The organism is Desulfoglaeba alkanexedens ALDC (genome assembly GCF_005377625.1).
GTDB lineage: Bacteria > Desulfobacterota > Syntrophobacteria > Syntrophobacterales > DSM-9756 > Desulfoglaeba > Desulfoglaeba alkanexedens.
The window spans coordinates 1,988,605-2,001,129 of the sequence record NZ_CP040098.1 but is presented as its reverse complement, the minus strand read 5'-3'; the positions used below and the strand labels follow the sequence as shown (position 1 = coordinate 2,001,129).

At 52.9% G+C, this 12,525-nt stretch carries 12 protein-coding genes; 10 read left to right on the top strand and 2 right to left on the bottom strand.

What is annotated here, in order from left to right:
- The first annotated feature begins 20 nt into the window (after positions 1–20).
- The 4 genes from FDQ92_RS09115 (at position 21) to meaB (ending at position 4,655) form a co-directional block, all read left to right on the top strand.
- Positions 21–1,766: a methylmalonyl-CoA mutase family protein gene (locus FDQ92_RS09115; protein WP_137424369.1), complete on the top strand. Its 1,746-nt coding sequence runs from the start codon at positions 21–23 to the stop codon at positions 1,764–1,766.
- A gap of 42 nt (positions 1,767–1,808) precedes the next feature.
- Positions 1,809–3,149, top strand: a complete 1,341-nt coding sequence (locus tag FDQ92_RS09110; RefSeq protein WP_137424367.1) for an MmgE/PrpD family protein — start codon at positions 1,809–1,811, stop codon at positions 3,147–3,149.
- Between the two features lie 40 nt (positions 3,150–3,189).
- Positions 3,190–3,618: a cobalamin B12-binding domain-containing protein gene (locus tag FDQ92_RS09105; RefSeq protein WP_137424365.1), complete on the top strand. Its 429-nt coding sequence runs from the start codon at positions 3,190–3,192 to the stop codon at positions 3,616–3,618.
- A 71-nt stretch (positions 3,619–3,689) separates the two neighbouring features.
- Positions 3,690–4,655: a methylmalonyl Co-A mutase-associated GTPase MeaB gene (gene meaB, locus FDQ92_RS09100; protein WP_137424363.1), complete on the top strand. Its 966-nt coding sequence runs from the start codon at positions 3,690–3,692 to the stop codon at positions 4,653–4,655.
- 296 nt (positions 4,656–4,951) lie between these two features.
- On the opposite strand, the gene FDQ92_RS09095 is transcribed toward meaB, so the two are convergent.
- Complete coding sequence (locus FDQ92_RS09095; protein ID WP_137424361.1) at positions 4,952–5,206, bottom strand: hypothetical protein; 255 nt, start codon at positions 5,204–5,206, stop codon at positions 4,952–4,954.
- 167 nt (positions 5,207–5,373) lie between these two features.
- Between FDQ92_RS09095 and FDQ92_RS09090 the strand changes: the two genes are divergently transcribed.
- From FDQ92_RS09090 to FDQ92_RS09070, 5 genes are all read left to right on the top strand, one after another.
- On the top strand, positions 5,374–5,808 hold the full coding sequence (locus FDQ92_RS09090) for an FKBP-type peptidyl-prolyl cis-trans isomerase (protein WP_137424360.1): 435 nt from the start codon (positions 5,374–5,376) through the stop codon (positions 5,806–5,808).
- Between the two features lie 46 nt (positions 5,809–5,854).
- Positions 5,855–7,009 (top strand): radical SAM/SPASM domain-containing protein, encoded by a 1,155-nt coding sequence (locus tag FDQ92_RS09085; RefSeq protein WP_137424358.1) that lies wholly within the window; start codon positions 5,855–5,857, stop codon positions 7,007–7,009.
- A 134-nt stretch (positions 7,010–7,143) separates the two neighbouring features.
- Positions 7,144–7,953, top strand: a complete 810-nt coding sequence (locus FDQ92_RS09080) for an MmgE/PrpD family protein (RefSeq protein WP_137424357.1) — start codon at positions 7,144–7,146, stop codon at positions 7,951–7,953.
- Complete coding sequence (locus FDQ92_RS09075) at positions 7,954–8,472, top strand: MmgE/PrpD family protein (RefSeq protein ID WP_137424355.1); 519 nt, start codon at positions 7,954–7,956, stop codon at positions 8,470–8,472.
- Between the two features lie 623 nt (positions 8,473–9,095).
- Positions 9,096–10,310 (top strand): radical SAM protein, encoded by a 1,215-nt coding sequence (locus FDQ92_RS09070; protein ID WP_137424353.1) that lies wholly within the window; start codon positions 9,096–9,098, stop codon positions 10,308–10,310.
- A gap of 200 nt (positions 10,311–10,510) precedes the next feature.
- On the opposite strand, the gene FDQ92_RS09065 is transcribed toward FDQ92_RS09070, so the two are convergent.
- On the bottom strand, positions 10,511–10,807 hold the full coding sequence (locus FDQ92_RS09065; protein WP_137424351.1) for a hypothetical protein: 297 nt from the start codon (positions 10,805–10,807) through the stop codon (positions 10,511–10,513).
- Between the two features lie 679 nt (positions 10,808–11,486).
- On the opposite strand from FDQ92_RS09065, the gene FDQ92_RS09060 reads away from it, so the two are divergent.
- Positions 11,487–12,461 (top strand): glycyl-radical enzyme activating protein, encoded by a 975-nt coding sequence (locus tag FDQ92_RS09060; RefSeq protein WP_137424349.1) that lies wholly within the window; start codon positions 11,487–11,489, stop codon positions 12,459–12,461.
- The last annotated feature ends 64 nt before the right edge of the window (positions 12,462–12,525 follow it).

The window sequence follows — 12,525 nt, the reverse complement described above, 5'->3', positions numbered from 1 at the left end:
GTCTTGGAAGAGGTGTGTAAGTGAGCTCAGCAAACGATAAAATAGCGCATGAGCGAAAAGAATGGCTGGAAAAGGTGGTCTCCAAGGCGCTCGAAAAACTGGGCCTTGAGGAAAATCCGGTATCCTTTTACTCGCCTGACCTATTGGGGGATTTCGATTTTCTCTCCAAGGTGGGGTTCCCCGGGCAATACCCTTTCACGGCCGGCAATGATGCGATACCCCGGTGGCAGGCATTCGCGGCCCTGCTGGCCAAGTCCCAGGAACGTTATGAGTGGGGAACGGGCAGTGTAGGTAAGTACGCCGGGTTTGGGACCCCGGAGGACTATCGCGACTACCTGGTGCGCATGCACGCCATGGGCCGCAAGGGTGGACCCAACATGGCCTTGGATCTACCGACCCAATGCGGGTATGATTCGGACAGCCCGTGGGCGGAAGGCGAAGTGGGCCGCGTAGGGGTCGCGATTGACAGCTTGCGCGACTTTGAGATCATCTATGAACCATACACCGGGGATCTGGAACTGGATCGGATATCTTCCAATTTCACCATCAATGCTCCCGCTGCGGTCATTATCGCCATGTACGCTGCTCTTGCCGAAAAGCGCGGCGTTCCCCTTGGCGCTTTACGCGGGACACCGCAAAACGACACTCTCAAAGAATATATTGCCCGGGGAATGTACATATTTCCACCGGGGCCGTCTCTGCGGCTCTTTCGCGATATTCTGGTCTTTTGCACCGAAAAGATGCCCAAATTCAATATAACGAGCATCGGCGGCTATCATATTAGAGAGGCCGGTGCCACGCGGGAGCAGGATCTTGCTTTCAGTATGGCCATTGGAGCCGCATATCTTCAGGCCGGGGTCGATGCCGGGCTGAACATCGATTCGTTCGCTCCCCGATTCACCTTCAACGCCTTTGGTGGAAGCATGGAGATCTATCATGAGATCGCCTTTCAACGCGCCGCTCGTCGGATGTGGGCCGGTCTTTTGAAAAACAGGTTCGGCGCGAAAAACCCTCGGTCGATGATGATCCGGCAGATATCCACCGCCCATATCGGTTGTTCAAGCACCACCCTGCAACGGCCCCTCAATAACCTGAGCCGGGTCGTGGTAGGGGCAATGGCCGCAGGGATGTCCGGCGGCATTCCCGGCGCATTTCCCCCATACGATGAACCGCTCGGCCTGGGACACAGTCTGGAGGCTCAGCAACTTGCGTTTGACGCCACTCGCATCCTCATATACGAGGCAAAGGTCGGTAAAGTGAGCGATCCATGGGCCGGGTCGTATTTCATGGAATCGCTTACTAATGAAATCGAGGAGGCTGCATGGGAGGAGTTCGAAAGGATTGAAAAGATGGGAGGGGCGGTGCCCGCTATAGAAAGCGGATATATGAAGAAGGCTGTGGCGCGAAGCGCCTATGAAAAGCAGAGGAAGATAGAAAGACAGGAAGAGTTCGTTGTTGGTGTGAATTGTTTTAACGGGCCTCACGAGATTGACGTTGAGGTGAGCCGCACCGTCGAGGAGGTCTATGCGCCTGAATTGCTTGAAACGGCGGAACGCCGCAAATGTGAGAGTCTGGCACGGCTCAAGCGGGAACGGGACGAACGCGCGGTGAGAGAGCATCTTGACCGGTTGAAACTAAATGCCGCCGACGAATCGAAAAATCTGATGCCGGATATTCTGGCATGCGTGAAATCCTATGCAACCCTTCAAGAGATATGCGATGTGCTGAGGGAGGTCTTCGGGGAGGCGCAGCCGACCAAGTTGTAGGATCGTCAATTCACCACATCTTGGATTGGAGGACGGGCTTAGATGGAAAAGACAGTTATACCGATGACGAGGAGGCTCGCCGGCTTCATCGCCGGATACAACGCCGGGGGGATTCCCTCAGTGGTTTACGAGCATGCCAAGGTTGCATTTTTGGACTGGCTGGGTGTAACCCTTGGGGGTAAGGAAGATCCCCTCGTGAAGAAAGTGATCGCCTACTCGGAGCTCATGGGTGGGAACGAACAGGCGACGATCCTGGGATACGGTGTCAAGAAATCGCTTGAGCAGGCTGCGCTGATCAATGGTTCGGCTTCGCACGCTCTGGATTTCGACGATACCCTCGCGGCTTCTCTTGGGCATCCTTCGGTAACCTTGTTTCCTTCTCTTTTGGCCCTTGGCGAGTGGCAGGGGAGAAGCGGTATCGATTTTCTGACCGCGTATGTGATAGCCTTGAAGGCCGCGGCTGTCATCGGCACCTGTGCCGGCCTTCCCCACTACATGTCGGGATGTCACGCGACGGCGACCATTGGGCATCTTGCTTCCGCGGCGGCGTGCGCCAGGCTTCTTGAGCTGAACGAGCAGCAGACCGTTTTTGCCTTGGGCATTGCCGGGACCCAGGCTGCCGGGCTGAAGAGGGTTTTCGGTACCATGTGTAAACCGTTTCATGCGGGCAGGGCTTCCCAGGCCGGATTGACGGCGGCCCTTCTTGCGAAAGAGGGTTTCACCAGTGCCGAAGATATATTGGAAGGGCCGCACGGATTTTTTGCCGTCCTCAAGGGAGAAGTGAACGAAGGCGTGCTGGAATCCCTTGGGAAAACCTGGGAGATCGAAGCGCTTGCTCAAAAATACCATGCTTCTTGTCATGCGACACACTCTCCCATAGAGGCGGTCATGTGCCTCATGGAAACACACCGCATCAAGCCTCGGGATGTGCGCGAGATCAAGGTTTTTGTGTCACAGCTCGCACTCGACGCCGCCGGAAAGCTTGCACCGACCTCCGGCCTGGAGGGAAAGTTCAGCATTCCTTATTGCGTGGTCAATGCGATTCTGCGGGGGGACACGGGAATGACGGCATTTACCGATGAAAAGGTTCGAGACGCAGAGGTCGCAGAGTATATGAAGAAGGTAAAGCTGGAGCACGAAAAAGGGTTCGTGGGTCTCGAAGCACGCGTAGTGCTGGTTGACAACGGTGGCGAGGAATACGTGAAAACGTGGGACATCTTGAAAGACATTCCGGATCTGGAGACAAAGAGGAGAAAAATAGGCGATAAGTTTTCCGATCTCTGCCGAGCCGTCCTTGGAGACACCAAGACTCGGAAATTAAGAGATCAGGTGCTGTCTCTGGAAAAGCTGGACGCTATGCCGAAAATCATCGAACAAATTTAGCAGGTTTCGCAAACCCGCTGGGTTGGAAGAGGTTATTTACATGAACACCGAGAAAAGAGTGAGAGTTCTGGTGGGGAAACCGGGCCTCGACGGTCATGACCGTGGTGCCCAGGTGATAGCCTACGGACTTAGAGACATGGGCTTTGAGGTTGTTTATACCGGCCTGCGCCAGAAGCCCGAAGACATCGCCCGGGCAGCGGTGGAGGAGGATGTGGACGTTGTGGGGCTCTCGATTCTCTCCGGCTCTCATTTAGCTATGACGCGCAAGGTAATCGAAAAGCTGGCCGAGATGAAGGCTAGTGACATCATGGTTCTTGTCGGTGGTGTGATTCCAGAAGAAGACATTGCGAAGCTCAAGGAGATCGGGGTTGCGGGGGTATTCACCGCGGGAACCCCGGTCGCCGAAATCGCGGAGTTCATCCGCTCGCATGTTCGTAATCAAGGGCCCGACTCCCAATCGGTCGCGTAACGAAAGAACCGGCTCTTCTTGAAAAGTGACGGGCACGCATTCCGCCCGAGGGCACCCAAGATGAGGCTTTGATGGAAGAATCCTGGAAGAAATTGATCGAAGAGATGCAGAATGGCTCTTTGAGGGCGATGACCAGGCTGATTACCCGTGTCGAGAACAGGGAGGACGGCTGGCTCGACGCCATGGAGGCCATATACCGAATAGGCGGCAATGCCCGGGTCATCGGCATCACCGGACCTCCGGGGGCGGGTAAAAGCACCCTCGTTGACGGACTCACGCGGAGGCTTGTCGATTCGGGTTTCGACGTGGGTATCATCGCCGTCGATCCCTCGAGTCCTTTCACCGGGGGGGCGCTTTTGGGGGATCGCCTTCGCATGGGCAAGGCAACTGGTCTTAATGGCGTCTTCGTTCGTTCTATGGCTACTCGGGGGGCGCTCGGGGGATTGAGCCAGGCGGCCCGCGATGCCGTGAAGATAATGGATGCCTTCGGAAAACAGATCGTCCTGGTAGAGACGGTCGGGGTAGGCCAGGACGAGGTGGCTGTTGTAAAGGCTGCAGATCTTGTACTCGTCGTTTGTGTACCTGGAATGGGAGACGGTATACAGGCCATCAAGGCTGGAGTCATGGAAATTGCGGACATTTTTGTTGTCAATAAGGCGGACCTCGACGGGGCGGATCAGGTCGTCCGTGATATTCAGGCCATGCTTGATCTCGGCGCCGGGCCATCGACGCCGGATGTGCCCGTGGTGAAAACCTCCGCCGCTCTGGGCAGTGGGATGGATCACCTGGCCGCTGTCATGCTTGAGCGGCTTGAATCCCGCCAAAGGGATCATGAATGGCTCAAACGGCAGGTGAAGGAAGAGATTTTTGTCTTGCTGGAGAAGGAAATCGCTCGCCACTTGCGATGCGGATGGGAGCGCAACGGAAATCTTGATCGTGTTGTCGGGCAGGTGATGAGTGGCGAGCGTGACCCCTATTCGTTCGTTAAGGAGGTTGTTGAGCAGTTTGCGCAGAGCTGCCCGGAAATTCGGACTTGACAACGAGCCTATGTGAGTGCCGTTTCGGGCATATGGGTGAGCCTGCCAAGGGCAACAGGAAAATCCGCCGACGAACGTCGTTTATGCTTTTGGGGCCATGCAAAAAAACTGAAGATAATCTGTATTTCCTCGGGGGCCTGCGGGTGCTCAGTTTTCGCCTGACCTGACAGGCGTCGCCATGTATCGCTTCAGCCGCCGCCGGCGGGACATAGAAAGATCATAAGAGGTTCAGAGTTCCTCCGGCGCGGGAATCTTCTTTGCCTGTCACCCTTTTTGCCTATCTGTTGGCGGCATGTTCATTCCTGCGCTCCGAGCGGTGCCTGCGCGGGAGCTGCGCCATGATCAACCAAACCGTATACCTGTTTCCGCTCGCCCTGAGGTATCGAAGGGCCAACCATCACATTCATGCTTCCATGCATCAGGACGAACGTACCCACCCGGTATCGGCCGAAACGATGATCATCGCCCGCAAGGTACGCTGAGCCGGAAATGTCCCGGTTGAGCTTTTCCGGCGAGGCATCGTTTTCGGCCAAAATGACCACATTGTGCACGAGATGTCCTTTTCATTATCGCATGGAGTATCCTGGTGCAGGTAGGTTCGGTATTTGATCAAGGGAGTTCGATGCATTGCGGCACATTTGATGCATAGATAAGCTGACGAATCACCGGCTTGTCAGCTGAATGATTCAGCCACCGCTTCTGCGTACGGGTTCTTTATATGGTTGTCCAGGAAGGTGCCATCGTGACCATGTTTTACGTTCTTAAGGATGCACAGGGGAACGTCCTTGACGATAGGTATGAGCACATACCCGTGAGGTTCATCTTTGGATGCGGCGCGATCCCGCCGGGACTCGAGAAAAGACTTGCGGGATTGAGGCAGGGGCAGAGAGTGACGGTTGTCGTTCCTCCCGAGGAAGGATACGGGGAGAGAAAGCCTGAAAGGGTCATCAGGGTGCACAAAGATGATCTGCCCGAACACGAGAAGATAACGGTCGGCGACAGGTTTAAACCTTTGTCCCCGGATCTTGAGTCGGAGTCTGCCACGGTGCAAGGCTATATCGATGACTGGGTCTACCTGGACTGCAACCATCCGTATGCCGGAAAGGAATTGTATTATGAGGTTCGGGTAAGACGATCTCGAGACAACCGATAGATGATGATCATAAAAGTAACCTCTATCAACTAAAGCGAGGCACGGGATGATAGAAGGTCTTTCACCCCAGGAGTTCCTGGACATCACCAGGGAGAAGTTCAGGATGATGGTCAGGGAAGCCAAGCCCCTTATGTGCTGGTACAGCATAACGGAGGAATGCGACCTCCACTGCAAGTTCTGTTTTGCCGATTCGCATCGGCCCTGGGACAACGAATTGACCACGCAGGAGGTCTACGACCTGCTGGACAACATCGCCGAGGCCGGCACACGAGCCATAGTCTTTGGGGGTGGCGAGCCAACGTTGCGGCCGGACTTGCTCGATGTCATCCGTTACGCGGCCCGATACAAAGGCATGTTCGTCGCCTTGAACACGCATGGTCAGCACCTGAGCCGCACGCTGGTCCGGGGACTGGCCAATGCCGGCGTTTCTCAGGTGAAGGTCAGCGTTGATGGCTTAAGAGAAAGCCACGAGTGGAACAGAGGGCCTGGCACCTTCGACAAGTGCATGCAGGCCCTGAAGAACTGCGTGGATATCGGCATCGAGAGCGTTATATGGATCGCCACCATCTCGCAGATGAACTACCATGAGGTCCCGCAGATGGTGGAAATGGCGATGGGTTTGGGTGTTGATATCTGCATGGTACAGCTCTTTCCTGGGGGGCGGTGGAAGGGAAAGAGCGACCTACTGCTTACGAAAGACCAGGTGAGAGACTGGCAAAGGTTTATGGCGGAGCAGCAGAAAGTCCATGGATGGCAGCGGATTCAATTCGAAAACCGCTACCAGATCTGCGAGGACTGCTACGCCCTCAAAGTGGCTGCCAACCCCGATCGCATAGGTGACTTCACCGACACCCCTTGCGGGTGCATCAGCGGCATCTGGCAGTACATCATCGATGCTTCCGGCAAGGTGGTGATAGGGGACATCGTGACCCCCGAGCTTGTGATAGGCGACCTGCGCACGCAAAGGCTCAAGGACATATGGCACAACTCCGAGCTGGCTGATCGCCTGAGGGATAGGGACAAGCTGAAGGGTAAGTGCGGTAAGTGCGAACTGAGGTATGTCTGTGGTGGCTGCAGAAGAATGGCCTTTAGTCGCACTGGCGATATTATGGGAGCGGATCCGCAATGCTGGTACAACCCTAGATTGGAGTCAAAGTATGACGATCAAGTTCAAGAAGCAGTTCAAGGTCCGCGAGGTTGACCCTTACTTCTTCAATCCCGCTTGTCCGTTTTACCTGCGGCCTGGCAGATACAATTCATGATTATGATGCAGTAAACAATGTTAAAGCTTTGTAAAAATCAGAAGTGCTTGGATAATGGAAGGGGTGAAATAATATGGAAATCACTAAAAGTTTGGCCCGGTTTGTTTATGAAACGCAATTTAAGGACATTCCCGCAGAAGTGATTGAAAAAACCAAACTTTGTATTTTAGATTGTATTGGATGCGGCCTGGGAGGAACAACGGAAGAAACCTTTAATGTAGTCCTTGAATATATGAAGAATTATGGTGGAAAACCCGAGGTAAGTTTATTTGGATCGGATTTAAAGATAGACATCCCCAATGCCGCTCTTGCCAATGGAATTATTTCTCATGTCTTGGATTATGATGATTATCATGAAGAAACAGTTATCCACGCGACAGCAACATGTCTGCCGGCTATTTTGGCCCTTGCCGAAAATAAAAAATTAAGCGGGCGGGATTTGCTCACAGCTGTAGTCGTAGGTAATGAAGTATGTATCAGGCTGGGGTTGGGCCTGGGAAAATACCATTACGAATTGGGTTGGCACAGTACAGCAACTACCGGCAGGTTTAGCTCTACAGCTGGAATGTCCAAACTCTTGGGCTTGGACCTGGACAAGATTATTAATGCCTTTGGAATATGCGGAACCCAGGCAAGTGGCGTCAGGCAGGTGTTTGGGACCATGACGAAGCCGTTTCATGCAGGCAAGAGCGCGATGGACGGAGCTATATCCGCCCTGTTGGCTGAAAAAGGTTTCACAAGCTCCAAGGAGATAATAGAGGGGGACCTCGGGCTTTTTTCTGTTCTTACCGAAAAGCCAAATGAAGGAATAATTCTTGATGGCCTGGGCTCAAAATACCATATTATGGATATCTGCTTTAAACCTTACGCCACCTGTGCTTGAGTGCACGGCGCTTTAGGTCTCCTGGAGGAGATCAGGGACAAACATCATCCAGATATTGAAAACATAGAAGAGGTGAGGATTGAAACCGGCCCCGTCGCCTTTACGGCTGCCGGGAACAAGGCCCCCAAGATCGGCAGGGAAATCAAGTTCAGCCTATGGTTTTTGGCATCTCTTGCATTAATCGAAGATAACGTCGGGTTGGATAAATTCGTTGATGAAAAACTGCATAATCAGAGGGTGGTTGATTTAAGAAAAAAGATAGACGCACACTTAGTGCCGGAACTCGGATTCGGCGCCAGGGTTGTTGTCAGAATGAAAGACGGTACAGAATATAAAGGCTTTAAAAGAAAGCAAAAAGGACACCCTCAAAATCCTTTGACCAGTGAAGAACTGGAAAGCAAATTTAGAAACTGTGCCCAGATGGCTATTACGAAACAAAAGGCTGAGTTGCTGATTGAAAAGATTAGATCATTGGAAAAAATCGGCGATATAAGCGAAATTATGACTCTGACCCATTAGCTCGAATAAAAGAGATAGTCAAGAGTGTTCGGCGTTTTGACGACAGTCATTCTAGCATGCCGTCCCTCATGACGATGCCGGGCCCGGCGGCGTGAAAGTTTATGACAGATCCCTTTTCAGCATTGGTCAGGCATGTTGCCTTCGCGCCAGCGCTTAAAGTGCATAATTGCTCCGCCATAGGGTCACGCTTTGATTACCCTGAACATGGCGGTGCTCGTTGACTACCGGGCCAGAGTAAAGTTGTCATCAATTTAGCTCCTTGATGGGATTGGGCAAGTAGAGCTTAATCTGGTAGAAGTAAATAAGAAGGCATATTTTAGTTGCCCGTAAAACAATCCTCACCGGACCTGAAATGGAGATCATCTAAGGGTACGGATCTTTTAGAACGACATCCAGGGTGGACCCTCTGAGGTAGATCCAGATGGCCTTGAAGCAGCAAGCGCATCAGCTCCGTTTCCCCTCGTTCCCAAGCTCTGGCTTGGGAAGAGCCTCACCGAAGCTGGAGCTTCTGCACAGTTGTGTTCCCAAGCTGGAGCTTGGGAACAAGAAGCAATTTTAAACATGGCAGATAGAATGAGCTTTTTAGAGTACCAATGAAAAATATTGAGATTGGGATGTAAGAAATGGTCGTGTCTTACATAGCGATTCATCACCCGGAAAAATGTGTCCAGTGTGGCGCCTGTATTGAAATAGTAGCCTGTCCTGGAGCAGATAAGGGAATCTGTCTTGGTTGTGGCGCCTGTGTTTTGGCCTGTCCCAACCAGGCTCTGGAATTGGTGGAGCAAAGAAGGGAAAGTGAGGTAACTATTGAGGTGGATGGCAGGTTAGCCGGCGTACCGGCTCGGATAACCGTAAAAGAAGCTTTAGCAGGACTTGGATACCCGGTTAGCAGTATTCCCGGAGAACCAGGGCTTTTTGCTCCTTGTATGGTTGGCGGTTGCGGGAGTTGTGCTGTAGAGGTTGATAGCGAGGTAAGATTGGCTTGCCGCACCGAGGTAGCAGAGGGGATGAGAATCAGAACTAGGCTTCCCGAGGGTTACATCCCAAAAAGGCTCGTGATGGGCTTTAATGGCCACCCTGCTGGCGGGGTGGGAACACCCTGGCAAATAAAAGGTAAAAGCTCTTTCATTGAGGTAGTCTGCTTCACCGCCGGATGCAATTTCAGGTGTCCACAATGCCAGAACTGGCTTATTGCCTACAGGGGAAAAGGTGACCCGCTGACCCCTCAAGAGGCAGCAAGGAAACTGACCCAGGAAAGGAAAAATCTCAAGCTAAACCGGATGACAATCTCTGGAGGCGAGTGTACCTTGAACCGACCCTGGCTGGTTCAATTTATTCGCGAACTCAAGGTACTTAACCCAGACCCGGAGGCTCACTTCCATGTGGACACCAACGGTTCGCTCCTCACCCACGATTACATAGACGAGTTGGTGGAGGCAGGGATGACGGATATAGGAATAGACCTGAAGGCTTTAGAAATAAGCACATTCATGAGAATAACCGGCTTGACGGATCAAGAGCAAGCCAATAAATACAAGGAGATTGCCTGGGAGGCAGTGAGCTATATAATCCATAAATATTCTGGAAAAGTATTTTTGGGTGTGGGCATTCCTTACAATAAGGAGTTGAACTCGATCGTTGAAGTTAGCCGGATAGGCGAAAGACTTGGCCAGATTGATCCCTCAATTCAGGTAAATGTTCTGAACTACAGCCCTGAATTCAGGAGCCGAATTACCCCTCCCTCGGATAAAGAAATGGAGGCAGTGGGCAATGCCTTGCGGGAGGTCGGACTTAAAACAGTACTTTGCCAGACTGCTCGTGGAATTATTGGTCCCTAAATTTTAGGCGGGTGCAGATCTTTTACAACGACATCCAGGGTGACGCTCCGAGTTCAGGAAGCGGCGGCATAACGACATGAGTGACTCCGCTGTCACCATCGGAATTAAACGTCAGGTAAACGCCGGAATAAAATGTCCTCCCAGATGAGCGAAGGGTTATTCCTCCAGCAAGACCCAAGAGAGCTGGAGGCGACCCATGCTCAAAACTGTCCTCCCGCAGGCATGGATGTGCTTGAGGCACCAGCATCCGGGAAAAGCCCTTCGGCTCGTGGCAGCACGTGGCGCGGAAGAGCGAAAGCGTCAACGAACGCCTGACCGGCAACCACTTCCGCCGTTGCCTGCATCAAGTCCATGAGCTTCTGTGCAGATCTCTCGACAGCCTTTCCGAGACCGTTCAATTCGCCGGCTGACGAGGCCAACTGCTCGGCGGCAGCGGCATTTTGCTGGGTCATTTTGGCGATCTGGGCTTCAGCCTCATTCGAGTGTCCAATTCCCACCCCAATTTCTTGGTAGCGTAGAAAATAATTGACCTAATACTTGATGCCAAATTCTATTTCCCCTCCCCTTGTGGGAGGGGATTAAGGGGAGGGGAATGTAACTGATTGACATACGTTAATTTTCTCACCCTCACCTCAACCCTCTCCCATCAAGGGAGGGGGGGATTTTTTGACCTTCGTTAACCTTTTTGCTTAAGGTCTCCACATCGTTTCAGGGCGGTGAGCTCCAATGCGGACCCTCGATGGCTCGGAGAAACGCGTATGCGCCACGCAATCACCATGCCGGTCAACATTCGGCCAGGATGGCCGCAATGATCGGCCATACTGGCCGACACTCGGGGTCCGGGTTGCCCGCTGCCGGACGGGCACGGGCCTGCCCTTTTCCAGGAATTCATCCAAACAGCCTTCCAAATGCCTTCACCGATGCGGTTTACGACTGACTTCATTTCTTAATGCCTTGCCAGGACAAGTGACTGGCATTCCCCTTGCAAAAGACCAATAGACAGTGTGGCAAGCGTTTAGCCATAAGGCTGATCTTGAAACGATACAATGAAATTTAACACACGGTGGTATGAGGCGCTCCCTATGGAAGTTTTCGCCGCGAGGCACGGCGGGCGGCCTTGTACTTGTGAGGGTTGTCGGATCCTTGAGTTCACAGCATTCTTGAGGAGGTGTTTAAGTGGAAAACCGACCACTCGTTACGCAGATTCAGCGATTTTCCGTAAACGACGGACCCGGGTTTCGGACGATCGTGTTTTTTAAGGGATGTCCTTTGCGGTGTCAATGGTGCCATAACCCTGAAACCCAGTCGTTTTCCCCCGAGATTTACTGGAAAAGTAGGTTATGCGTTCAATGCGGACACTGTTTCGATGTCTGTCCCAACCAGGCGGTTTTCCCTCCGATTCCCCCGGAAGAAGCGCAGCGTGAGGACTCGACCTACTATAAGATCGACAAGGCAAAATGTGATAAATGCATGAAATGCGTGGAGGCGTGCAGCTACGGTGCGCTCGAGCAGGTCGGCAAGCCCATGTCCATGGAAGAAATCGTCGAAGAGCTCGAGCGGGATCGGCCTTTCTATGACAATTCCGGAGGGGGGGTGACTATCAGTGGCGGGGAGCCTCTGGTGTTTGGCGAATTCATTCGAAAGCTGATGGATGCGCTCAAGGCGCGAAACCTTCATATCTGCCTTGATACTTCGGGGCATTCGCCCTGGGAGATATTGGAGCCCGTCGCCGAGCGAGCCGACATCATTCTGTACGACCTGAAACATCTCGACTCGGATGAACATGAGCGCCTGACAGGCGTACCGAACCAGCTCATTCTTCACAATTTGCAGAGGCTTACGGCAAAGGGCTGCAGGATCTGGCTGAGAATTGTGGTGTTGCCCGGCTGCACCGATTCGATTGATTACCACCGCCGTGTGGTTGCTTTTCTTCGAAGTCTTCCCGGATCGTTGGAACGTATCGACTTGCTGCCTTTTCACAACTGGTGCCAGGACAAATACCGCTGGCTTGGACGACCCTGGTCCTTTGGGGAGACGGAAAGTGTTCACCCGGATGAGGTGGAGCCGTTGTTGGAGCTGTACCTGTCGGCGGGACTGAATGCGACGATTGGTGGGTCGGGTTTTCAGGCACAGGCAACGGCATCGGGGTGATGAACCCCGGCGTATGGCGATTGACGAACGCGTTGACGAACGTGAAGGAAAGGAGGTGAGCAAA

Bases quoted from the DNA above. Each gene is read 5' to 3' on its own strand.
- FDQ92_RS09070 (WP_137424353.1), top strand. From the start codon at position 9,096: ATGGTCGTGTCTTACATAGCGATTCATCACCCGGAAAAATGTGTCCAG.
- FDQ92_RS09110 (WP_137424367.1), top strand. From the start codon at position 1,809: ATGGAAAAGACAGTTATACCGATGACGAGGAGGCTCGCCGGCTTCATC.
- FDQ92_RS09080 (WP_137424357.1), top strand. From the start codon at position 7,144: ATGGAAATCACTAAAAGTTTGGCCCGGTTTGTTTATGAAACGCAATTT.
- FDQ92_RS09105 (WP_137424365.1), top strand. From the start codon at position 3,190: ATGAACACCGAGAAAAGAGTGAGAGTTCTGGTGGGGAAACCGGGCCTC.
- meaB (WP_137424363.1), top strand. From the start codon at position 3,690: ATGGAAGAATCCTGGAAGAAATTGATCGAAGAGATGCAGAATGGCTCT.
- FDQ92_RS09090 (WP_137424360.1), top strand. From the start codon at position 5,374: ATGGTTGTCCAGGAAGGTGCCATCGTGACCATGTTTTACGTTCTTAAG.
- FDQ92_RS09085 (WP_137424358.1), top strand. From the start codon at position 5,855: ATGATAGAAGGTCTTTCACCCCAGGAGTTCCTGGACATCACCAGGGAG.